The organism is Micromonospora sp. BQ32, from assembly GCF_059358895.1.
This window is the reverse complement of record NZ_JCADBI010000031.1, coordinates 14,231-37,345: the sequence shown is the minus strand read 5'-3', so window position 1 is coordinate 37,345 and position 23,115 is coordinate 14,231. Positions and strand designations below refer to the sequence as shown.

Annotated in this window: 20 protein-coding genes and 1 tRNA gene; 4 read left to right on the top strand and 17 right to left on the bottom strand. The window is 72.4% G+C overall.

All coding sequences use genetic code 11. The features are described from left to right. From AC5L30_RS32320 to AC5L30_RS32310, 3 genes are all read left to right on the top strand, one after another. Positions 1–1,430, top strand: a 1,430-nt coding sequence (locus AC5L30_RS32320; RefSeq protein WP_494872005.1) for a replication initiator, incomplete at its 5' end; no start/stop codon positions are given. A gap of 67 nt (positions 1,431–1,497) precedes the next feature. Beyond that, positions 1,498–1,716: a helix-turn-helix domain-containing protein gene (locus AC5L30_RS32315; protein ID WP_145796899.1), complete on the top strand. Its 219-nt coding sequence runs from the start codon at positions 1,498–1,500 to the stop codon at positions 1,714–1,716. After that, the gene (locus AC5L30_RS32310) at positions 1,713–2,852 is read left to right on the top strand and encodes a site-specific integrase (RefSeq protein WP_494872003.1); all 1,140 of its coding nucleotides are present in this window, start codon (positions 1,713–1,715) and stop codon (positions 2,850–2,852) included. The genes AC5L30_RS32315 and AC5L30_RS32310 overlap by 4 nt, the downstream gene beginning before the upstream one ends. A gap of 69 nt (positions 2,853–2,921) precedes the next feature. On the opposite strand, the gene AC5L30_RS32305 is transcribed toward AC5L30_RS32310, so the two are convergent. The 9 genes from AC5L30_RS32305 to ald form a co-directional block, all read right to left on the bottom strand. Beyond that, positions 2,922–2,995: transfer RNA gene (locus tag AC5L30_RS32305), tRNA-Pro, on the bottom strand. Positions 2,996–3,207: 212 nt separating this feature from the next. Beyond that, positions 3,208–4,620 carry a ribosome biogenesis GTPase Der gene (der, locus tag AC5L30_RS32300; protein ID WP_494872001.1) on the bottom strand — a complete coding sequence of 471 codons (1,413 nt, stop codon included), beginning with the start codon at positions 4,618–4,620 and terminating at the stop codon, positions 3,208–3,210. Further along, a complete protein-coding gene (gene cmk / locus AC5L30_RS32295; protein ID WP_494872000.1) occupies positions 4,617–5,297 on the bottom strand; it encodes a (d)CMP kinase in 681 nt (226 codons plus the stop codon). The genes der and cmk overlap by 4 nt, the downstream gene beginning before the upstream one ends. 195 nt (positions 5,298–5,492) lie before the next feature. Then, complete coding sequence (locus AC5L30_RS32290) at positions 5,493–6,263, bottom strand: pseudouridine synthase (protein WP_494871998.1); 771 nt, start codon at positions 6,261–6,263, stop codon at positions 5,493–5,495. After that, the gene (gene scpB, locus AC5L30_RS32285; protein WP_494871997.1) at positions 6,250–7,320 is read right to left on the bottom strand and encodes an SMC-Scp complex subunit ScpB; all 1,071 of its coding nucleotides are present in this window, start codon (positions 7,318–7,320) and stop codon (positions 6,250–6,252) included. Before scpB ends, AC5L30_RS32290 begins: the two co-directional genes overlap by 14 nt. Continuing rightward, positions 7,313–8,269, bottom strand: a complete 957-nt coding sequence (locus AC5L30_RS32280; RefSeq protein ID WP_494871995.1) for a segregation and condensation protein A — start codon at positions 8,267–8,269, stop codon at positions 7,313–7,315. The genes scpB and AC5L30_RS32280 overlap by 8 nt, the downstream gene beginning before the upstream one ends. A 41-nt stretch (positions 8,270–8,310) precedes the next feature. Further along, positions 8,311–9,234, bottom strand: a complete 924-nt coding sequence (locus AC5L30_RS32275) for a ParA family protein (protein WP_124862901.1) — start codon at positions 9,232–9,234, stop codon at positions 8,311–8,313. 179 nt (positions 9,235–9,413) lie between these two features. Beyond that, positions 9,414–10,379, bottom strand: a complete 966-nt coding sequence (locus tag AC5L30_RS32270; RefSeq protein WP_494871992.1) for a site-specific tyrosine recombinase XerD — start codon at positions 10,377–10,379, stop codon at positions 9,414–9,416. Positions 10,380–10,417: 38 nt separating this feature from the next. Continuing rightward, positions 10,418–11,533 (bottom strand): alanine dehydrogenase, encoded by a 1,116-nt coding sequence (ald, locus tag AC5L30_RS32265; protein WP_030487989.1) that lies wholly within the window; start codon positions 11,531–11,533, stop codon positions 10,418–10,420. Positions 11,534–11,825: 292 nt separating this feature from the next. On the opposite strand from ald, the gene AC5L30_RS32260 reads away from it, so the two are divergent. Then, on the top strand, positions 11,826–12,101 hold the full coding sequence (locus tag AC5L30_RS32260; RefSeq protein ID WP_181539390.1) for a TM2 domain-containing protein: 276 nt from the start codon (positions 11,826–11,828) through the stop codon (positions 12,099–12,101). An 83-nt stretch (positions 12,102–12,184) separates the two neighbouring features. Here the strand turns inward: AC5L30_RS32260 and AC5L30_RS32255 are convergent, their stop codons facing one another. The 8 genes from AC5L30_RS32255 to steA form a co-directional block, all read right to left on the bottom strand. Beyond that, complete coding sequence (locus AC5L30_RS32255; protein WP_494871989.1) at positions 12,185–12,790, bottom strand: NUDIX domain-containing protein; 606 nt, start codon at positions 12,788–12,790, stop codon at positions 12,185–12,187. Further along, positions 12,787–14,538 carry a CTP synthase gene (gene pyrG, locus AC5L30_RS32250; RefSeq protein WP_494871988.1) on the bottom strand — a complete coding sequence of 584 codons (1,752 nt, stop codon included), beginning with the start codon at positions 14,536–14,538 and terminating at the stop codon, positions 12,787–12,789. The genes AC5L30_RS32255 and pyrG overlap by 4 nt, the downstream gene beginning before the upstream one ends. 163 nt (positions 14,539–14,701) lie before the next feature. Then, entirely contained in the window at positions 14,702–17,116 is a 2,415-nt protein-coding gene (locus AC5L30_RS32245) for a hypothetical protein (RefSeq protein WP_494871986.1), read from the bottom strand. Beyond that, positions 17,116–18,294 carry a glycosyltransferase family 4 protein gene (locus tag AC5L30_RS32240; RefSeq protein WP_494871985.1) on the bottom strand — a complete coding sequence of 393 codons (1,179 nt, stop codon included), beginning with the start codon at positions 18,292–18,294 and terminating at the stop codon, positions 17,116–17,118. The genes AC5L30_RS32245 and AC5L30_RS32240 overlap by 1 nt, the downstream gene beginning before the upstream one ends. Then, the gene (murJ, locus tag AC5L30_RS32235) at positions 18,291–19,973 is read right to left on the bottom strand and encodes a murein biosynthesis integral membrane protein MurJ (RefSeq protein ID WP_494871983.1); all 1,683 of its coding nucleotides are present in this window, start codon (positions 19,971–19,973) and stop codon (positions 18,291–18,293) included. The genes AC5L30_RS32240 and murJ overlap by 4 nt, the downstream gene beginning before the upstream one ends. A 1-nt stretch (position 19,974) precedes the next feature. After that, positions 19,975–20,841 carry a hypothetical protein gene (locus AC5L30_RS32230; protein ID WP_406066093.1) on the bottom strand — a complete coding sequence of 289 codons (867 nt, stop codon included), beginning with the start codon at positions 20,839–20,841 and terminating at the stop codon, positions 19,975–19,977. Positions 20,842–20,908: 67 nt separating this feature from the next. Continuing rightward, positions 20,909–21,850 carry a copper transporter gene (locus AC5L30_RS32225; protein WP_238661092.1) on the bottom strand — a complete coding sequence of 314 codons (942 nt, stop codon included), beginning with the start codon at positions 21,848–21,850 and terminating at the stop codon, positions 20,909–20,911. Positions 21,851–21,877: 27 nt separating this feature from the next. Continuing rightward, positions 21,878–23,056 (bottom strand): putative cytokinetic ring protein SteA, encoded by a 1,179-nt coding sequence (steA, locus tag AC5L30_RS32220; RefSeq protein WP_091407271.1) that lies wholly within the window; start codon positions 23,054–23,056, stop codon positions 21,878–21,880. Positions 23,057–23,115: the final 59 nt, after the last annotated feature.

The following is a 23,115-nucleotide window of genomic DNA, read 5'->3' as shown; positions in this document are numbered from 1 at the left end:
ACGTCTTCGACTGGCTCGACCACGTCAAGGCAGCCGCGGGCTGCTCCCACCCGATCCGCCTCTCGGGCGAGGTCGCCGCCGTCGACCGGGCCACCGGGCAACTCCTGTCCGCCACCCGAACCGAGGACATGCCGGACGGAGAGATTTACAAGCCGTGCGGCAACCGCCGTCACGCCGTCTGCCCCTCCTGCGCCCGCACCTACCAACGCGACGCCTACCAACTCCTGCGCGCCGGACTCGCCGGCGGCAAGGGCATCCCCGCGAGCGTGGCGGGGCATCCGGCGGTGTTCGTCACCTTCACCGCACCGTCGTTCGGCACCGTGCACACCCGCAACGTGAAGCGGCACACCTGCGGCAACCGCCGCCGCTGCGACTGCCGGGCCGAACCCTGCCACGCCCGCCGGGCCACCGACCCCACCGCCCAACCCTGCGAACACGGGCAAGCGTCGGTCTGCTGGGCACGTCACGAAGAGGCCGATCCTCGGCTGGGTCAACCCCTGTGCCTGGACTGCTACGACTACGACGCCCAGGTCGTGTGGAACCACTCCGCACCGGAGTTGTGGCGCCGCACCAGCGAGGCCATCCGCAAGCGACTCCATGCCCGCTCTCGCCAGCTCGGCCTGCCTGCGGTCGTCCAGGTCACCGACTCCGGCCGAGTGCGTCGGGTACCGCCGGTCAAGCCATCGTTCGGCAAGGTCGCCGAGATGCAACGCCGCGCCGTCGTGCACTACCACGCCATCGTCCGCCTCGACGGCGTCGACCTCGACCCCAACGCCGTCGTCTCGCCCCCGGCAGCCTTCGGCGTTGACGACCTGGTCGCCGCCGTCACCCACGCCGCCACCGTCACCTTCACCACCCGCCCACACCCCGCACGCCCGCAGGGCTGGCACATCGCCTGGGGCGACCCGGCCAAGGGATTCGACGTGCGCCCCATCAGCGCCGACGGCGAGATCACCGACGGCAAAGTCGCCGGGTACCTGGCGAAGTACGCCACCAAGAGCACCGAGGCCACCGGACACGTGTCCCGACGCCTCGACGGCGAGGTCATCGACCTTTACGCCAACCACCAAGGCAGCCACCCTGAACGGCTCATCGACGCCTGCTGGACCCTCGGCGGCAACCGCGACTGGCAACAGCTCCGACGCTGGGCACACATGCTCGGCTTCGGCGGCCACTTTCTCACCAAAAGCCGCCGCTACTCCACGACCTTCCGCATCCTGCGCAATGCCCGCGTCATCTGGCGACGCACCGAGACCGGCCACGAATACGCCGACCAGACCGAGGAAGAGACGACGCTGATCGTCGGGCTCCTCACCTACGCCGGGTCCGGCTGGCGCACCACCGGAGACGCACTGCTCGCCAACACCGCCGCCGCCATGGCCCGTGAAAGGCATGAGGTGGCCCGCGAGGAGTTCGCTGCCGTGGCCTGACCCACCCACCGATTCACCGTCAAGACCGGCTTGACGGTCAACCACCGATCCGAGGAGAGGTAGCCCATTGCCCACCACCCTGACCGCACCCGAGAGAAAGGCGCTCTACCGCATCCCCGAAGCCATGACCCTGCTCAGCCTGTCCCGCTCCGTGATCTACGAACAGATCCGCGCCGGCCGCCTGCGCACCGTCCGACAAGGCCGCACCCGCCTCGTCCCTGACGCGGCGATCACCGCCTACGTCGACCTGCTCGAACACGAAGCCCAGAAAGGAGGCACCCGATGACCACCCGCCGCGCCCGAGGAGAAGGCGGCCTGCACTGGGACGAGTCCCGGCAACGCTGGATCGCCACCATCACCGTCGGCTACACCCCGGCCGGCAAACGCATCGTGCGCAAAGGCAGCGGCAAGACCAAGACCGAAGCCCGCGCCAAACTGCGGGAGAAGATCCGCGACTACGAAGACGGCCTCGCCCTGGTCCAAGACGGACACACCGTGGCCGACGCCCTCACCGACTGGCTCACCTACGGCCTGAGCAACCAGTCCGAGAGCACGAAGGCCAACTACACCACGCTTGTGCGCTCCCACATCATCAGCGACCTCGGCGCGAGGAAGCTGCGGGATCTCAGCGCGACCGATGTTGACCGCTGGCTCATGGGCAAAGCCCAACGACTGAGCACCCGCACCCTTCGGCTCCTCCACTCGCTCCTTAACCGCGCCGTCAATCGAGCCATGGCGCGAGACAGGGTCAAGCGCAACGTTGTGGCACTCTGCGAAGTGCCCACAGGTCGCGGCGGCCGTCCCTCGAAGTCGCTGACGCTCGACCATGCCAAGGCGCTTCTAATCGCTGCCGAGAGCAGCTCGTTGCACGCCTACATCGTCGTCTCACTGCTGACCGGTGCTCGCACCGAGGAACTGCGAGCCCTCACCTGGGCACACGTCGACCTCGCCGGCAAGCCGGACAGCGATCCCCCGGTGCCGCCATCCATTCAGGTCTGGCGCTCGGTCCGCGCCGACGGAGACACCAAGACGAAGAAGTCGCGTCGCACCCTGGCTCTGCCGGCCCGGTGCGTCACCGCGCTCACCACCCACCACGAGCGCCAGGGCCAGGGCCAGGCGGCCGCTGACCGTCTCGTCTTCGCCTCTGCCGCCGGCACGGCCCTCGATCGGCACAACGTGCTTCGGGCCTTCCGCCCCGTCGTCGCCAAAGCGGGCCTTGACCCGCGCGACTGGACTCCCCGCGAACTGCGGCACAGCTTCGTGTCCCTACTGTCGGACAGCGGCATGAGCCTTGAACAGATCGCGGACCTCTGCGGCCACTCCGGCACGACGGTCACCGAAACCGTCTACCGGCACCAACTACGGCCGGTGCTCCTGGGCGGCGCAGTCGCCATGGACCGGATCTTCGACGCTGAGGCGTAGTCACTCAGTTAGTCACCCAGGTACGACAAAGGGGCCGTCTCGATCTTCCGAGATGGCCCCTCACCTGCGTCGGGACGGCCGGATTCGAACCGACGACCCCTTGACCCCCAGTCAAGTGCGCTACCAAGCTGCGCCACGTCCCGCCCCCGCGTGGTTTCCCCCGCGGCAGCCGGTACAGCTTAGCGCAGCAGCTGCGGGGCGTCCGCACAGGCCCCACCGGCGTCGCGGCCTGGCTGAACCACCGCAGAACGAGCCGCCGCACAACCCCTAAGGCGTCCTAGGAGGGTGGGGTTGGGTAGGGAAATGCCGGATGGGCGGGTTCGCCCATCCGGCATTTGGAGAGAACTGGACCGCGTCAGCCGTGCGCCTTGCCTCTGCCGCCGGGGCCGAGCTTCTTGCGCGGGCGGACCGAGATCTCGATCGGGCTGCCCTCGTACCCGAATTCCTCGCGGAGTTTGCGCTCGACGAAGCGCTGGTAGCCGGCGTCGAGCGGGCCGGTGGTGAAGAGCACGAACCGTGGCGGCGCCACACCGGCCTGCGTCGCGAACAGGATCCGCGGCGCCCGTCCACCACGCACCGGGTGTGGGGTGGCCTGCACCAGCGCGGTCAGCCACTGGTTGAGGTGCGCGGTCGGCACGCGGGTTTCCCAGCTGGCCAGCGCCTTGTTCAGGGCGGGGGCCAGCTTGTCCACGGCACGGCCGGTCATCGCCGACAGGTTCAGCCGGATCGCCCAGGGGATGCGGCGCAACTCCCGGTCGATCTCCTTGTCCAGGTAGTACCGACGGTCGGCGTCGACCAGGTCCCACTTGTTGAACGCGATGACCAACGCGCGGCCCGACTCGGTCACCATCGACAGGATCCGCTGGTCCTGCTCGCTGATCGGCTCGCTGGAGTCCAGCAGCACCACGGCCACCTCGGCGGCCTCGATCGCGCCGGCGGTACGCAGGCTGGCGTAGTACTCGGTGCCGCTGGCCTTACCGACCCGCTTACGCAGCCCGGCCGTGTCCACCAACTGCCAGGTCTGACCGCCGATCTCGACCAGGCTGTCCACCGGGTCCACAGTGGTGCCCGCCACCGAGTCGACGACCGCCCGCTCCTCGCCGGAGAACCGGTTGAGCAGGCTGGACTTGCCCACGTTCGGCCGCCCGACCAGCGCCACCCGGCGCGGCCCGCGCGGACGGTTCTCCACGATCGCCGGCGCCTCGGGCAGCGCGGCGAGGATGGCGTCCAACAGGTCGCCGGAGCCACGCCCGTGCAGCGCGGACACCGGGAACGGCTCACCGAGACCGAGCGACCACAGCGAGGTGGCCTCCATCTCGATGGAGTTGTTGTCGGCCTTGTTCGCCACCAGGATGACCGGCTTGGCGCTGCGTCGCAGCATCTTCACCGCGGCCTCGTCCACGTCGGTGGAGCCCACCATCGCGTCGACCACGAAGAGCACCACGTCGGCGGTGACGACCGCCGTCTCGGCCTGCGCCGCGATGGCCGCCGCCCGGTCCTTGGCGTCCGGCTCCCAGCCGCCGGTGTCCACCACGGTGAACGCCCGGCCGTTCCACTGCGCGTCGTACGGGACCCGGTCGCGGGTCACGCCCGGAACGTCCTCGACGACCGCCTGCCGGCGGCCGATGATCCGGTTGACCAGCGTCGACTTGCCCACGTTGGGGCGGCCGACCACGGCCACCACCGGCTGCGGGCCGCTCGGTTCCTCGACGAGGACGTCGGGCTCACGCAGCTCGACCCACCCCGCACCCTCGCTACGCTCGCTCATGCCACGCCCCGCTCGGTGAGCAGGTCGCGCATCCGCGCCACGACCTCGTCGATACCCAGCTCGGTGGTGTCCAGCACCACCGCGTCGGGCGCCTGGGCCAGCGGGTTGACCTTGCGGGTCGAGTCGAGCCGGTCCCGCCGGGCCAGGTCGGCGGCCGTGGCCGCCACGTCGGCGGCGTCCTCGGCGCTGCGCCGGGCCGCACGGGCCGCCTCGGAGGCGGTCAGGAAGACCTTCAGGTCAGCGTCCGGCGCCACGACCGAGCCGATGTCGCGACCCTCGACCACCATCCGACCAGCGTTGGCGATCATCTCGCGCTGCCGGCTGACGAGCAGCTCGCGGACGGCCGGCACGGCGGCGACGGCGGAGACCGCTCCGGTCACCTCGGTGCCACGGATTTCCGCGTCCACGCCCACACCGTCGACGGTCACGCCGTACCCCTGCGGGTCGGTGCCGATGCGCAGGTCGACCTCGCCGGCGACCTTCGCCACCGACGCGGCGTCGGTGAGGTCCACGCCGGAGCGCAGCACGGCCCACGTGATCGCCCGGTACATCGCCCCGGTGTCGAGGTAGCGCGCACCGAGGCCGGCGGCGAGCCGCCGCGACACGGTGGACTTACCCGAACCGGACGGCCCGTCCACAGCCACCACACATCGCCCGAACCGTACGTTTTCCTCCACCGTGTCCTCCTCAGCCCGTACCTCACGGATCGCCCGGTGAGCTGGCGCCGCAAGCGGTTGTCAATCGTCATCAATCATGCCCGGGTGCGCTGACGAACCCGCGCGCGACGCCGCCGGAGGCGACCCACGCCACCCGGGCGGCCGCGTCCCGGCCATCGGTGGAGCCTACCGGCTGCCGTACCCCGAACTCGGGGGTCAGTCACCCACCGCGTTGAACAGGGCCGCGACCTCGGCGTTCGTCAACCGCCGGAGCCGTCCGGTCCGCAGTTCACCGAGCCGGATCGGACCGATCGAGGTACGCACCAGCCGGGTGACCGGGTGGCCGACCTCCTCCATCAGCCGCCGGACGATGTGCTTGCGGCCCTCGTGCAGACTCAGCTCCACCTGGGCGGATTTGCCCAGAGTGTCCACCACCTTGAACGAGTCGACCTTGACCGGCCCGTCCTCCAGCTCGACGCCGGCCAACAGGCGCTTGCTCAGGTTGCGCGGGATCGGCCCGACCACCTCGGCGAGGTAGGTCTTCAGCACCTCGTACGAGGGGTGCATGAGCTTGTGCGCGAGGGTGCCGTCGTTGGTGAGCAGCAGCAGGCCCTCACTGTCCGCGTCGAGCCGCCCGACGTGGTAGACCCGCTGCTCCAGCCGGGCGCCGATGAAGTCGGCCAGCTCGTTGCGTCCCTTGTCGTCCGCCATGGAGGTGACCACCCCGCGCGGCTTGTTCATCGCCACGTAAACCAGGCGAATGTCGACCTGGAGACGCTCGCCGTCCACGTGGATCACGGAGGTGGCCGGGTCGACCTTGTCGCCGAGCTTGGCGACCCGCCCGTCCACGGTGACCCGGCGGCGAAAGATCAGGTCCTCACAGGCGCGCCGGGAACCCACGCCGGCGGCGGCGAGCACCTTCTGCAGGCGCTCAGCCCCCTCGTAGACGGGTGCGTCGGGTTTCGGGGAACGGTTATCGGGTCGCATCAGCAAGCTCTTCTACGTCGTCGGGCAGGAAGGGTGCGAGGGGCGGCAGCTCGTCGACGGTGTTCAGCCCGAGCTTCTCCAGGAACAGCGTGGTGGTCTGGTACAGGAACGCCCCGCTGTCCGTTTCGGTGCCGCACTCCTCGATGAGGCCGCGGGTGACCAGCGTACGGATGACCCCGTCGCAGTTCACACCCCGGATGGCTGAGATTCGCGAACGGGTCACCGGCTGCTTGTACGCAACCACGGCGAGCGTCTCCAACGCCGCCTGGGTCAGTCGCACGGACTGCCCGTCCAACACGAACCGCTCGACGTACGTAGCGTATTCCGGCCGGGTGTACAGCCGCCACCCACCGGCCGCCCGGCGCAGCTCGAACCCGTGCCCGGCCGCAGTGTAACCGGCGGCGATCTCGTCGAGCATCGGCCCGACCCGCTCGGCGGGCTGCTCCAGCACCTGGGCCAGCACCAGCTCGCTGACCGGCTCGTCGACGACCAGCAGGATCGCCTCCAAGGCGCCGCGCAGCTCGCTGTCGGACAGCTCGGGCGCGGGCTCCGGCGCGGCCGTCGCCCGCCGCCGCCCCGCCTGCTGCCGCCGGGGTACGTCCCCAGCGTCACCCGACTCCCCCGCCGTGCCCTTCGTCACCGCACCGAGGTCCGATCCCGTTGAGCCCACCTCGTCCGAGGCCACCTCAACGCGATCTGGCTCACCCGGGCCCACCTCGTCCGAGGCCACCTCAACAGGAGCTGGCCCACCCGAGGCCACCTCGACAGGGCCTGGGCCACCGGGACCGACGTCGACCGGGCCTACCCCGACCGGGCCCCGCCCGTCCGGGTCAACCTGCGCGGAGCCCGAGGCGACCACGTCCGGGTCGGCGGGAATGGCGGCGGCTTCGGGCTCCGGGCGGGGCGGCGCCGTTTCCGGTTCTTCGGTGTCCGGTGGTGCGGCTGACGCCTCCGGTGCGGGGGTGTGGTCGGCGGCGGGCGGGCGGGGGCGGTCCCACGGGGGCACCCAGGCGGCAGCCTGGTCGGCCAGCGAGTCCCGGCGTTCCTCGTCACTCATCCCGCTCACCCTCCGTCGTCCCCGTCCCGTCCGGCCCAGCCGCCTCAGGCCCAGCCGCCTCAGGCCCAGCCCTCGCCGGCTCGGGCTCCGGCTGATCCGGGTCGGCCGGGGTGCCGGCGTACTCGTCGACGTGCAGTTCGGTGTCGCCGTCGGCCGGGCCGGTCCAGCGCACGGTCAGCTCCTCCAGGGCCTGCTCCTGCACGAAGGAGACCAGGCCCTCCCGGTACAGCTCCAGCAACGCGAGGAACCGGGCCACCACCTCCAGGGTGGCCTCGCAGTCGGCGCAGAGCAGCGAGAACGTGGCGGTGCCGGCCCGGCGCAGCCGGGCGGCGAGGATGGCCGCGTGTTCCCGGACACTGACCCGGACCATGTGCACGTGGGCGATGGAGACCTCCGGCACCGGCTTCGGGGTCATCGCCTTCACGGCCAGCTTCAGCAGCCGCTGGGGGCCGATGCCGAGCACCAGGTCGGGCAGCGCCTCGGCGTAGCGGGGTTCCAGGCTGACCGCGCGCGGATAGCGTCGGCCGCCGACGGCCTCCAGCTCGGCGATGTGCGCCGCCGCCTCCTTGTACGCCTTGTACTGCAACAGTCGGGCGAAGAGGAGGTCCCGTGCCTCCAGCAGGGCGAGGTCGGCCTCGTCCTCCACCTCGGCGGCGGGTAGCAGCCGGGCCGCCTTCAGGTCGAGCAGGGTCGCGGCGATGAGCAGGAACTCGCTGGCCTCGTCCAGGTCCCAGTTGTCGCCCATCGCCCTGATGTAGGCGATGAACTCGTCGGTGACCGTGTGCAGGGCCACCTCGGTGACGTCGAGTTTGTGCTTGCCGATCAGTTGCAGCAGCAGGTCGAACGGGCCGGTGAAGTTGGCCAGGCGGACCGTGAACCCGGCGGGCTGCACACCGTCGACCACGGCCACAGCGGCGGTCTCGGGCGGGTCGAGGGGTGGCGCGGTCACCGGACGACCGTAGTCCACGAGGCGGGCACCGGGCGTTCCGGCTACCGCTCCGACTGGGCGGCGATCACCTCGCGGGCCAGCTGACGGTAGTTACGTGCCCCGGAGGAGGCTGGGTCCATCGTCGTGATGGGCGCACCGGCCACGGTGGACTCGGGGAACTTCACCGTCTTGGTGATGACCGTCTGGTAGACCTTGTCGCCGAACGCCTCCACCACCCGCTGGAGGACTTGGCGGCAGTGTGTGGTGCGGCTGTCGTACATGGTGGCGAGGATGCCTTCGAGCTCCAGGTCGAAGTTGAGCCGCTCGCGGACCTTGTCGATGGTGTCCAGCAGCAGTGCCACACCGCGCAGGCTGAAGAACTCGCACTCCAGCGGAATGAGCACGCCGTGCGCGACGGTCAGCGCGTTGATCGCCAGCAGGCCGAGCGACGGCTGGCAGTCGATCAGGATGTAGTCGTACTCCTTGCGGACCGTGCGCAGGACCCGGGCCAGGGCCATCTCCCGGGCGACCTCGTTGACGAGCTGGATCTCGGCGGCGGAGAGGTCGATGTTGGCCGGCAGCAGGTGCAGGCCCGCCACGTCCGTCTTGATGAGGACGTCCTCGGCGATCACGTCGTCCTGCATGAGCAGGTTGTAGACGGACAGGTCGAGGTTGTGCGGGTTGACGCCCAGCCCCACCGAGAGGGCGCCCTGCGGGTCGAAGTCGACCAGCAGCACCTTGCGGCCGTACTCGGCGAGCGCCGCGCCCAGGTTGATGGTGGTGGTGGTCTTGCCGACGCCACCCTTCTGGTTGGCCATCGCGATGATGCGCGCCGGGCCGTGCCGGTCGGTGGGCATCGGCTCAGGAATGGGCTTGCGCATCGTGTAGGCAGCCGGGTCCGCAGGACCCAGGTCCGCGCCGAGCGTGGCCTGCTGCTCGCGGAGCTCCGACGTCCAGGTCTCGGCACGGTCACCGTTGCCAGCCATGTGCTCGTTGCCCCCTCCCGACGACCCACCCGGCGTCGGAGCCGTCCGACGTCCTTCGCGGCGCCGCTGCGCACCCCGGTCGTGTCGCTCCAGGAGGTCCGCGCCGATGCCGACTGTACGCCACCGACCAGCAGGGGGTTCGGCACCGGCCCGGCGTGTCGGCGCCGACCGCGACCGGTTCAACCCTGGGCGCGTGGATGCGCGGTGGCGTAGACCTCGCGCAACCGCTCCACGGTGACCAACGTGTAGACCTGGGTGGTGGTCACCGAGGCGTGGCCGAGCAGCTCCTGAACCACCCGCACGTCGGCGCCGCCGTCGAGCAGGTGGGTGGCGTACGAGTGGCGCAGGGTGTGCGGGGAGACGGCGGCCGGCCCGTCGACGGGCAGCCCGGCTCGGTCGGCGGCGCGGCGCAGGATGCCCCAGGCGCCCTGGCGGGACAGCGCGCCGCCGCGGGCGTTGAGGAACACCGCCGGGGTGCCGCGTCCGGTGGTGGCCAGCCCGGGGCGGGCCCGGACCAGGTAGGCGCGGACCGCGTCAACGGCGTACCCGCCGATCGGCACCAGCCGCATCCGGCCGCCCTTGCCGCGCAGCAACACCGTGCCCTCGTCGGTGTCGAGGTCGTCCACGGCGGCGCCGACCGCTTCGGAGATGCGCGCGCCGGTGCCGTACAGGAACTCCAGCAGCGCCCGGTCGCGCAGCGCGAGGGGCGCGTCGTCGCCGGTCGCGGTGATCGGGCCGGCGGTCTCCAGCAGCCGGACCACGTCGTCGACCGGTAGCGCGCGGGGCAGCCGCCGGGGCGGCGTGGGCGGGCGGACGTCGCGGCTCGGATCGGCGCCGGCCAGGCCCTCGCGCAGCGCGAAGCGGTGCAGGCCGCGGACCGCGCTGGCCGCGCGGGCGGCGGAGGAGACCGCCAGCGGCGGGTGGGCGTCGTCGCCGGCGCGCAGCCGCGCCAGGTGCGACTCGACGAGGCCGGCGCCGACCGACGCGAGGTCGGCGACGCCGGCCTCGACCAGGGTCGCGAGATAACGGTCCAGATCCCGACGGTACGAGGCGAGCGTGTTCGCGGAGAGGCCACGTTCGACGGTCAGGTGGTCGAGGTAACCGCGAACGGCACGGCGCAGCGCCGGCGTGGGTGTGGTGCCCACGCCGGCGGAGTCCGTGCCGCCGGTCAGCCCGCCACCGTTCAGGCCAGCGCGTCGGCCAGCGGGAGCACGTCCATGCCGTGCGCCTCGGCGACCGGGCCGTAGGTGACCTGACCGGCGTGGGTGTTGAGGCCCAGGGCCAGCGCCGGGTCGTTGCGCAGCGCCTCGCGCCAGCCCTGGTTGGCCAGCTCCAGGGCGTACGGCAGGGTGACGTTGGTCAGCGCGTAGGTGCTGGTGTTCGGCACCGCGCCGGGCATGTTCGCGACGCAGTAGAAGATCGACTCGTGCACCTTGTAGACCGGGTCGGCGTGCGTGGTGGGGCGCGAGTCCTCGAAGCAGCCGCCCTGGTCGATGGCGATGTCGACCAGCACACTGCCCGGCTTCATCCGGGAGACCAGCTCGTTGGAGATCAGCGTCGGGGCCTTCGCGCCGGGCACCAGCACCGCGCCGATGACCAGGTCGGCGTCGAGCACGGCCCGCTCGACCTCGTAGGCGTTGGAGGCGACGGTCTGCAGGTGGCCCCGGTAGATCGCATCGGCCTGCCGCAGCCGGGCGACGTTCTTGTCCAGCAGCAGCACCTCGGACTGCAGGCCCAGCGCGATCGCGGCGGCGTTCATGCCGGAGACGCCGGCGCCGATGACGACGGTCTTGGCCGCGTACACGCCGGAGACACCGCCGGGCAGCACACCGCGCCCACCGCCGGTACGCATCATGTAGAAGGCGCCCACCTGCGGGGCGAGCCGGCCGGCGACCTCGGACATCGGGGCGAGCAGCGGCAGCGACCGGTCGGGCAGCTCGACGGTCTCGTACGCGATGCCGGTGACCCCGCGGTCGATCAGCGCGTCGGTGCACTCCTTGGAGGCGGCCAGGTGCAGGTAGGTGAAGAGCACCTGCCCCTCGCGCATCCGGTGGTACTCCTCGGCGATCGGCTCCTTGACCTTGAGCACCAGCTCGGCGGTCTCCCAGACCTCGTCGGCGGTGGCGAGGATCTTCGCGCCGGCGGCGGCGAACTCCTCGTCGGTGATGCTGGAGCCAACCCCGGCGCCGGACTCGACGAAGACCTGGTGGCCGCTGCGGGTGAACTCGTTGACGCCCGCTGGCGTGATCGCCACGCGGTACTCGTGGTTCTTGACCTCGCGTGGGATTCCGACCTTCACGATGCAGACACCTCTCTTCGGGGCTGCTCTCCCCCGACTGCTCGGTGCCGCGACGGCCCCTTTGCCACCGCGGTACACCGGTCCCGCGGCGGCAGTCTAGGCGCGCCCGGCGTCGCCGCGAGCCAGCACAGTGGCATCCGGTGCCCGGGTGTCCTGACGAAGTGTCAGGGCGCCGCCCGGAATCAGCGGTGCAGCGTCACCTCAGCCGACAGGACAATGTTCCAGCATTATCGTCCCATCTGCTGGGTGGCGGTGCGGACAGCCGGCGAGTGGATCACTAGTGTGTCCGCCCATGACCACTCCTCCTTACCAGCCCGGTTACCCCCAGCCGGGGTACCCCCAGGGCGTTTCCGACAAGAGCAAGATCGTCGCGGGCATCCTCGGCATCCTGCTCGGCACCTTCGGTGCCGGTCGGTTCTACACCGGACACACCAAGATCGCCGTTCTCCAGCTCGTCGTGAGCCTGGTGACCTGCGGCGTCGGCGCCCTCTGGGGCGTCGTCGACGGCATCCTCATCCTGGTCAACGGCGGCACGGACGCGCAGGGCCGTCCGTTGCGCGACTCCTAGACCAGCCAGCGAAAGGGGCCCCGCGGCTGACCGCGGGGCCCCTTTGGCGCGTACTCCCTCGCCGGCTGGACCGGCGGCGACGCTCAGCGCGGCAGCGGCGCGTCCGCCCGACGTAGCTGCGTGAAGCCGGTGTCCCGGGCCCGGGCCGCGGCCAGCAGCCCGGCCACCGCGGACGCGTTGGTGATCTCACCGGCCAGGACCATGGCGACGGCCTCGTCCAGGTCGATCCGGACGACCTGGAGGTCGGCCTCCTCGTCGTGGCGCTCGTGCCGCTCGTCGGCCGGCACGTCAGCGAGGTCGCGGGCCAGGAACACCCGGACGATCTCGTTGGTGAACCCTGGCGAGCTGTGCAGGTCCACCAGCACGTCGACCCGCCCGGCGGTGAGGTCGGCCTCCTCGGCCAGCTCCCGCAGCGCGGCCACCGGCAACTCCTCGCCGGAGACGTCCATCAGACCGGCCGGCAGCTCCCACAGGTGCCGCCCGACCGGGTGCCGGTACTGCCGGATCAGCACCACCTGACCGGCGTCGTCGAGCGCCACCACGGCCACCGCCCCGACGTGCCGGACGAGGTCCCGCAGCCCGGTCCCACCGCCCGGCATGGTCACCTCCTCGGTGACCACGTCGAAGATCCGCCCCCGGTACCGCTCCTGCCGGGAACGCACCTCGTACCGGTGCTCCACAGCGCTCACGAGGTGGACGCGGCCTTCGTCGCGGCGCCGTTGCGGGCGGCCTTGCGCGTCGACGGGGCCTCCGCCGCCGCGTCCAGGTCGACCGGCAGCTGGTCGGCCTGCGAGTACGCCACCGCGGCCTTGACGAACGAGGCGAACAGCGGGTGCGGACGGGTCGGGCGGCTCTTCAACTCGGGGTGCGCCTGGGTGGCCACGAAGAACGGGTGCAGGCTGCGGTCCAGTTCGATGAACTCGACCAGCCGGCCGTCCGGCGAGGTGCCGGAGATGTGCAGGCCCGCCTTGGTCAGCGCGTCCCGGTAGGCGTTGTTCACCTCGTACCGGTGCCGGTGCCGCTCACTGATCTCGGTGCTGCCGTACGCCTCGGCGACGATCGAACCCTCGGTCAGCGTCGCCGGGTACGCACCCAGCCGCATGGTGCCGCCCAGGTCGCCCCGGCCGGCCACGATGTCCTCCTGGTCGGCCATCGTGGCGATGACCGGGTGCGCCGCCTGCTCGTCGAACTCCACCGAGTTGGCGCCGTCCAGGTCGGCCAGGTGCCGGGCCACCTCGATGGTCATGCACTGCAGGCCGAGGCAGAGGCCGAGCAGCGGGATGCCGGCCTCGCGGGCGTACCGGGCGGTGCCGATCTTGCCCTCGATGCCGCGTACGCCGAAGCCGCCGGGGATGAGGACGCCGTCCACGCCGGCCAGCGCCGCAGCGGCGCCGGCGGGGGTGACGCACTCGTCGCTGGGCACCCAGCGCAGCTGCACCCGGGCCCGGTGGCCGAAGCCGGCCGCCCGGATCGCCTCACTGACCGACAGGTACGCGTCGGGCAGGTCGACGTACTTGCCGACCACCGCGACGGTGACCGTGTGCCGGGGGCGGTGCACCCGCTCCAGCAGGTCGTCCCAGCTGGCCCAGTCCACGTCCCGGAAGGAGAGGCCGAGCCGGCGCACCACGTACGCGTCGAGCCCCTCCCGGTGCAGCACCTTCGGGATGTCGTAGATGCTCGGGGCGTCCGGGGCGGCGACGACCGCCTCGGCGTCCACGTCGCAGTAGAGCGACAGCTTCTCCTTGAGCTTGACCGGGATCTCCCGGTCGCAGCGGAGCACGATCGCGTCCGGCTGGATACCGATGTTGCGCAGCTGCGCCACCGAGTGCTGGGTCGGCTTGGTCTTCAGCTCACCCGACGGCGCCAGGTACGGCACCAGCGAGACGTGCAGGTAGAAGCAGTTGTCCCGGCCCAGGTCGTGGCGGACCTGGCGGATCGCCTCCAGGAACGGCAGCGACTCGATGTCGCCGACCGTGCCACCGACCTCGGTGATCACCACGTCGGGGAGCTGGCCGTCCTCGTCCGGGTCGGCCATCGCCAGGATCCGCGACTTGATCTCGTTGGTGATGTGCGGGATGACCTGGACGGTGTCGCCCAGGTACTCGCCGCGCCGCTCCTTGGCGATCACGTCGGAGTAGATCTGGCCGGTGGTGACGTTCGCCTTGCCGGACAGCGCCCGGTCGAGGAACCGCTCGTAGTGCCCGACGTCGAGGTCGGTCTCGGCGCCGTCCTCGGTGACGAAGACCTCACCGTGCTGGAACGGGTTCATCGTCCCCGGGTCGACGTTCAGGTAGGGGTCGAGCTTCTGCATCACCACACGCAGCCCGCGCGCGGTCAGCAGGTTGCCGAGGCTGGAGGCGGTGAGGCCCTTACCCAGCGAGGAGGCGACGCCCCCGGTGACGAAAATGTGCCTGGTCGTCCGTGCTGATGGGGCCAAGGCCTGCTCCCGTGTCGTCTGTCGCGGTCATGCAGACCGCCGTGCTTGATCAGCAAAGTGATCACGCGATCCACGGGATTCGACGGTAACACCTCCCGGGCGGGTACCCGCAGGCCGCACCCCGGCTGCGACACCTCCGGGCCATCCGGACGAGGCCCGGCGCTCAGGGCGCGGCAACCTCCGTCGATGACCGGGAGACCTGCCGGGGCGGTACGGGCACCGTCGGCGCGGCGTCCGGCGTCGGCCCGCTCGCGGTCGGCTCGGCCGGTTCGTCGGCGTCCCCACGGCGCTCGCCCGCAGTGTCCGGAGCCGGTTGGGTGACCTTCGTCGGTGCGCTCGAGGTCGGGCCGGTGATCGGACGGGGGTGCACGGCGCCCAGTGGCCCACCGCCGCCGGTCGGGCTGTCACCCCCGCCGACCGGGCCGACCCCGCCGGACCCCGACTCGTCGTCGGCGCCGTTGGCGCGGGAGCGACCCGGTACCGGGCGGGTCCGGTCCGCGGCATGTCCGAGCACCCGCAGCGACGCCAGGGCCGCCATCGGCACCACCAGGGCGGCGGCAGCGCCCATCACGTCCAGCGCCGCGCCGTCGAGCACACCACCGAGCACCGCGGCGACCACGGTGCCGGCCAGCGCGGCCCGGACCGCCGGGTAGATGCCGAACAACCGCATCAGCCCACCCCACGGCTGCAACAGGGCGAACCACACCAGCAACCCGCCGGCCAGCGCCAGCACGGTCAGCGGGCTGTTGACCAACGTCTCGAAATTCTCCGTGCTGGACCGGTGCACCGCGAACCCGCCGGTGCCGTCCCCGAGCGCGGAGAGGAACCGGCCCAGGCTGCCCCGCTCCGCCGGAGGACGCCGCAGGTCCACCACGGCGAACCCGATGCCGACCGCCAACGCGGCCATGGTGGCCCAGGCCAGCCGGCTGATCGTCAACCAGCCGCCGGCGCTGATCACGGCGGCGACGCTCACCCCGGCGGTGAGCGCGATCGCACCGACCGGGTCGGCACCCAGGTACGGGCTGCCGACCACCACCACGGCGAGGCCACCCACCGCCACCATCACCGCCGGCCGCCAGCCCCGGTGCACCCGCTGGGCGAACCAGCCGCCGGTGAGCAACGCGCCGGCGAGGAACACTCCCAGCCCCACCGTGCTCAGCCCGGCGTACCGGCCGCCCTGCAACGCGGAGTAGCCGACCACGCTGTTGAGCTGGAGGCGGGCCCCGGTGAGCACGTCCAGCCCGACCACGAGGGTGGTCAGGCCGGCCACCGCGCCGACCGGCCCGAGGGTGCCCGCGTACCCGGGGGCGAACCGCACCGCCGCGGTGCCGGCGGCCACCAGCAGCGCGGTCACCCCGGCGAAGATCCAGCCGGGGTGTTCACCGCGCCACCAGGGCACCGCGTCGGCCAGCAGCGCCGCCGGCACGGTCAACGCCGCGGCGACCAGAAGCAGCTCCACCACGGCCACGATCCGCCCGGAGACAGGTGTCGGACCGGTCGGGCCGGCGTGCGGACGGGCCCGGCGCAGCAGCGGCAGGATCGCGAGCGCCAGCAGCACCTGCACCCCGGCGAGCAGCGCGAAGAACGCGCCGGAGACAGCGCGCTGGGCCGCCGCCTCCCGGTCGGCGTTCGCCGGCGCGTTGATGGCCTCGGTCAGGTCGGCCGGACGGCCGTCGGTGCTGATCGCCGGACGGCCGAGGAAGAGCCGCTCCGGCATGGGCCGGCCCAACGCGGCGAGGGCGGTCGGCGCGAGGTCGACAAGTTGCAGGTAGCCGTCCCGGCCGGTGCTGGCCGAGGTGAGCCACCCCCGCTCCCAGCCCGGCCCGTCGGCGACCGCCACGTGCAGCCGCGACGGCTGGGCGGTGTCGGAGATCCCCGCGACCAGCACCAACGACCGCGGGGGTCGCGCCGCCAGCACCCGGGCCAGCTCGGCGTCCGCCGCGCGGGCCTCCTCGGCGCGGGTCGCCGGGTCGTCCCCCTCGACCGTGCCGAGGTCGACGATGCTCAGCACACACGAGCCGAGCAGCGGCCGCGGGTCGGCCGGCAGCCCCGAGGCGTACCGGTCGACGCGACCGAACGGTCGGGCGGCGGCCACCGCCGCGCCCGGGCCCACGGCGACGGAGCACCGCACCGACTCGGACAACGAACCGGGCAGGGCGCCCCAGGGCAGCCGCTGCTGGTTGTACTGGACCACACTCTCCTGGTCGGGCAGGTTCGCGCCGATGCCGTCCGGTTGTTCCACGGTCACCCCCGCCGACGGACAACCGTCGACCGACCGGCTGCCGTTCCACGCGGCGAAGCTGCCCGCGCCCAGGGTCAGCCAGCCGTCCACCGGGCAGGTGGGCCGGTGGGCGGAGCGCACCGACAGTGAGCCGATCGACCCGTCCTGGGCCATCCGCCACAGCGTCGGCGTGCTCTGCGGATCCACGTCCTCCCAGCGCAGCCCGGCGATTCCGGCGAGCACCACGAAGTCGGCGGTGCGTTGCGGGGTGCCCTGGGGTGGGCGGGCGGCGAGCGCGGTGACGCCCAGCGCCACCACGAGCACTGTCAACAGGGCGGGGGCGATTCGACGCAGCATCACCGGTGTCCCGTTCTCGGGGCGTCGGAGTCCGGGGCGGCCGCCGGACCACCGGGATCCCCGGCCAGCTCGGCGTAGAGGGCGACGAGGGTGGCGACGGTGTCCGCCTCGGTCGGCCAGGTCGCCGCTCGTTCGGCGCCACGCCGGCCCAACTCCGCCCGCGCCGCCGGGTCGTCCAGCAACGCGCGTACGGCCGCGTCGACCGCGTCCACGTCACCGGCGGGGACCAGCGTGGCGGCGTCGCCGACCAGGTCCGGGAGCCCACCCACCGCGGTGGCCACCAGCGGCACACCGGCGCGCAACGCCTCCTGGGCGAAGAGCTGCCGCGCCTCCCAGTCGCTGGTCACCACCGCCAGGTCGGCGCCGGCGAGCAGGTCGGCCACGTCGGTACGGTGCCCCAGCAGGGTCACCGGCGCGCGGGCGGCGGAGGTCCGTGCGGCGAGCGGCAGATACGCCGGCCCGCTGCCCGCGATCACCACGACCGGCGGCGGGGTACGGGTACGCCAGCGGGCCGCCGCGTCGATCAGCACGTCGTAACGCTTCTGCGGGTGCAGCCGACCGACCGAGAGGATCAGCGGCTGGTCCGGGCGGACACCGAACTCGGCGCGTACCGCCGCTGGGCGTCGACGCGGCGCGGGCAGCGTCGGCGCGGCGACCGGGGCGAGCCGGGCGTCGGCGGCGCCCACCTCGGCGGCCCGTCGCACCAGGTCCGCGGAGGCGCCGAGCGCCACCCGGACACCCCGGGCCACCACCCGTTCGACGAGCCGGGACACCCTGCCCCGCAGTCCCCCCGCGAGCACCGCGTTGTGCCAGGTGACGATCAGCGGGGCGGCCGGACGGGCCAGCACGGCGACCAACCCGGCCCGCAGGCCGTGCGCGTGCACCACGTCGACCCTCGTGGCGGTGAGCACCCCGCGCAGCGCGAGCACCGCCCGGGCGTCGGCCGGAGTCGGGCTGGCCGGAATCTCCACCGGCTCGAAACGTGCGCCGACACCGGTGAAGTCGAACTGCTCCTGGGTGGCGGCGGGCCCGCAGACCAGGACCGTGACGCCGCCCGCGACGAGGCCACGGGCCACCGAACGGACGTGCTGGCCGACGCCGCCGGTGCTGGAGGCGAGCACCAACGCGACGGTGCCCGACCACCCGGCGGGCAGAGCTGGCTCATGTCCCGCGCTCACTGGCCCACCGTCTCCTTCCCGTCGCCCCGCTGCGGGGAGCCCGTGTCCGGCGGCGCACCGCCGGACGACCCCCGCCGGCCCAGACGCCGCAGCGCCCCGGCGAGCAGTGGCTGTACGTCCCGCCGGTCGACGAACCAGACCACGGCGAGGAACACGACGCCAACCAGAGCCCCGGACAGCATGCCCTGACCCAACGCCGCCGCCATCGTCGGGGTGCCGCCGTCCGACCCGTCGAGCCAACGGGTGAGGCCCAGCCCGGCGAGCCCGGCGAGCACGCCGGCCAGGCCACCGGCCGCCCCGGCCCGGGCCGCGCCCGCGAGGGCGGAACGGCCGGCGCCGCGCAGCACCGCCAGGATCAGCAACGCGCCGAGCACCAGCATCCCCACCGAGTTGGCGGACGTCACCGCGAGCACCCGGTCGGCGGTGGGGAGCAGCGCCGTCAACGGCAGCGCCACGGCCGGAACGACCAGCCAGCCGAGGGTGATCGCCGCCGTCGCCGACCGGGTGTCGCCGCGCGCGTACAGGGCGCGGGACAGCACCGCGAACAAGCCGTAGCCGAGCAGACCCGGCGCGAACCCGCTGATGGCCGCCGCGGTGGACGCCGGATTGTCCGGGTAGAAGAGGGCAGCGATCGGCTGTGCGGTACCGATCAACGCCGCGGCGCCCAGGCAGCTGAAGAGCAGCACGCCCCGCACCGCGCCGGAGAGGGTCCGTCGATAACCGTCCTCGTCACCGGCGGCGCTGGCGGTGGCCAACGTGGGATAGGACGCCACCGCCAGCGGCACGGCCAGGACCGCCCACGGCAGCAGGTAGATCGCCTGGGCCAGGTTGAACACCTGTGGGGAGCCGGTGGGGCCCCCGGAGACCCGGTTCAGGACCACCAGGAGCGCGACCTGCTGTGCCGCCACCGTCACCGCGCCAGCCGTGGCGAGCCCACCGATCCGCGCCCGCGCGTCAGCGGTGAAGGCGTACCCGAACCGGGGCCGGAGCCGCAGCCGCCGCAGCGGGATCAGCAGCGAGAGCGACAACACGACCACGCCCAGGGTGGTGCCGCCGGAGAGGAGCAGCTCGCCGCTACGGCCGACCTGGGCCACGGACACCCCCCGCCCCTGGGCGGCACCGAAGGCCACGTAGACGACGACCACGGTGAGGCTGGACAGCAGCGGCGCGATGACCGGCCAGGCGAACCGTCGGTGTGCCTGGAGCACGCCGGTGAGCACGATGCCGATCCCGTAGAGCGGCAACTGCGGGGCGAACACGCGCAGCATCCGGGCGCCGGCGGCGAGTTCCGACGCCGATCGTCCCTCGCTGATCAGCGAGATGATCGGGTCGGCGAACAGGACGACGAGCACGGCGAGGGGAACCAGCAGGCTCACCGTCCAGGTGAGCAGGGCGCCGGTGGTAGCCGCCACCGTCCGCCGGTCCTCCGCCGCGACCGCCCCGGCCAGCAGCGGCACCACCAGGCTGGCCAACGCCCCGCCCGCGACGATCTCGAAGACGATGTTCGGCACCGTGTTGGCGATGACGTACATGCCGCCGAGGTCGCTCTGTTCGACCACCCAGGTGAACACGGCGGTGCGGCCGAAGCCGGCGAGTCGGCTGGCCACGGTGAGGACGGCGATGAGCGCGGCTGCCCCGGCCAGCCGGCCGGCGCCGGCGAGGGGTGCCGGTCTGGTCACGTCAGTCGGCGCGCCGGCCCAGTGCGTCGAGTTCGCGCAGCCCCGGCGTCCGCTGGATCACCGCGGTGAAGCTGACCTTCTCGCTGGCGGCGGTGAGCCCGGCGAGGACGGCGAGCAGACCGGCCCGGCCGAGCGGGCCGGTACGCGCGGCGAGCGCGACGCCGAGCAGCGCCCCGAGCGCGTTCGCGCCACTGTCGCCGAGCATCACGTCCTCGGCCAGGTCGTCGCGGAGCAGACCGGCGGCGGCACCGGCCGCGCCCGCGGCGATCCCGCCCTGCGGGCCGCCGGTCAGCGGCGCGGCGAGCAGCAGCCCGGACTTGAGGGCGCGGCCCGGCCGCAGGTCGAGCAGGTTGAGCAGGTTGGCCGTGCCGGCGATCACGCCGGCGCCGAGCAGCACATCGACACCCCGGCCGAACGCACCGTGCCGCTGCCGGCGCGGGTGCGCGGCGACCCGGGGGTCGGCGGCGAGCAGCGCGGCGGCGCCCAGCCCGGCCGCGCCCACCCCGACGACCTTGACCAGACCGGCGGTGACCCGCCCCTCGCGCAGCGCGGCGAGGTGCCCGGCGAAGCCCTTGGCCGCCTTCTGCTCCGGCCGCGCGCCGACCACGTCGTCGTACAGGCCGACGCCGCCCGCGCCGAGACCGGCGACCAGGGCGGCGCCACCGGCGGCGCCGCCGGTGGCGCCGAAGGCACCAGCGGCGGCCGCGCCAGCGGCCAGCGCCGGCCCGGCGGCCAGGCTCACCGTGCGGCCACGGAAGTTGGTGCGCTCCAACGCGGGCCCGGCCGGCGAGGTGCGCGCCTCACGCAGCGCGTAGCGGGCCGCAGCGGCTCCCGCGCCGGCGATCAACAGCCGGCCCAGCGCGCTCACGCCGCCACCTCGCTGGCTCGGTCAGGCGCCACCTGGTCGGATCCGGACACGGGGGTACGTCGTTCGCTCACTGGGGCAGTCTAGGCAGCAGCGAGGGCGCGTTGTCGCCGACGCCGTACTGCCCGGCCTTCTTCTCGGTGAGTTGCTGCACCAGGGCGAGGGTGGTGACCACCTGGCCCTGCACGGTGTTGGCGTTGTCGACCGTCGAGATGGTCTGGGCGAGCACCGGGTCGCCGCGCACCACGCCGACCAGGTTGCCGCCGACGGAACCGTTGCCACCCACCACGATCGCCCCGGTCCGGTCGAACTGCTCGGCGATCTTGACGACCGACTCGTCCCGCTTGTCGGAGTCCTTGTCGACGTACGGCTGGCCGCTGACCACGACCACGGCTTCCGCCGAGGCGGTGACCTTGTTGCTGTCGGTGGTCAGGTAGCCGGCGTTGTTGTAGGCGGCGAGCACCGCCCGCCGGTCGGCGTCACTGACCGGCGCGACGCCCTGGGCCCGGTCCAGCAGGACGCTGGCCAGCAGCGCGCTGGAGGTCTCCACGCCGTGCCCGTTGCCCGGCAGGCCGGTGGTCTGCGCGGTCGGGCGGGCCGCGGTGACGGCCAACTCCAGCAGGTTGGAGTTGTTGTCCGGGTTGATGAACTTGTCCTGCAGGTCGACCTGACCCGTGATGGTGGCCCCGGCCTGCTGGAGCTTCTTGAGCACACCCTCGGTGTGGTCGCGCCCGTTGGGCAGGCTGAGCACCACGACCCGACGCCCGGTGAGAGTGCCGGGCAGGACGACCTGGGAGATCTCCTCGGCGAACTCTTCCTCAAGCGCGAGTTGCTTCTCCATGTTGCTGACCGTCTGGCGCCACTGCTGGTTGTCCTTGCGTAGCCCGGTGACCTGCTCCTTGAGCGAGTCGGCGACCGGGCCGTTGAGGGCGGCTGTGCCGACCACCAGGCCGATCGCCAGAGCCAGGAAGACCGCGGTGAGGGACACCACGTGGTAGCGGAAGTTGATCACGCTTGCAGCCTCTTGATCGGTCGGGAACTAGAAGAGCCGGTACAGCTGGAACACGAAATTGTCCCACCACTCGGCGACCACGCCCAGGTACGCCTTCCCGACGGTCGACACGGCCACCGCGGACGCCATCGCCGCGATCGCCGACAACACCAGCAGCAGCAGCGACGAACCGGAGATGCTCTGCCGGTAGAGCCGGCTCACCCCCTTGGCGTCGACCAGCTTGCCGCCGACCTTCAGCCGGGTCAGGAACGTCGAGGCCATCCCGCCGCGGCCCTTGTCGAGGAACTCGACGAGGGTGGCGTGGGTGCCGACCGCGACCAGCAGCGAGGCGCCCTTCTCGTCGGCGAGCAACATGGCCAGGTCCTCGCTGGTCGCCGCGGCCGGGAAGGTGATGGCCGGCACACCGAGGCCGTTGACCCGGGGCAGGCCGGGCGCACGCCCGTCCGGGTACGCGTGCACGATCACCTCGGCGCCGCAGCGCAGCACGTCGTCGGTGACCGAATCCATGTCCCCGATGATCATGTCGGGGGTGTAGCCGGCCTCGACCAGGGCGTCCGCGCCGCCGTCGACGCCGATGAGCACCGGCTTGAACTCCCGGATGTACGGCCGCAGCACGTCCAGGTCGGCCTTGTAGTCGTAGCCGCGCACCACGATCAGGCAGTGCCGACCCTGCATCTGGGTCTCGATGTCCGGCACGCCGACACCGTCGAGCAGCAGGTCGCGTTCCTGGCGCAGGTAGTCCATCGTGTTGGCGGCGAACGCCTCCAACTGCACCGACAGACCCTCCCGGGCGTCGGCCATCGCCTTGCCGACCGACTCGGCGTCCTGAAGGCTGCCGTGCGCCACCGGCTCGTCACCGGCGAAGACCGTGTTGCCCTCGATGCGCACCTGGTCGCCCTCGCGGATCCGCTCGAAGACGCCCTCACCCAGGTCGTCGAGGAGCGGAATGCCGGCGGCGATCAACACCTCCGGGCCGAGGTTCGGGTAACGGCCGGAGACCGAGGGTTTGGCGTTGAGCACCGCCGCGACCCCGACGGCGACGAGCGAGTCGGCCGCCACCCGGTCCAGGTCGACGTGGTCGATGACCGCGATGTCACCGGGGCGCAGTCGACCGACCAGGCGTTTCGTCCGGCGATCAAGGCGCGCGGTGCCGAGGACTCTGCCCGGTTCGGAGTTCCGGTTCCGGCGCAACGTGGGTAGACGCATCGTGACCATCCTGGCATGTGAGGCAGGCTTTTCTGTCGCGACATGCCTGAGCAGGGCCG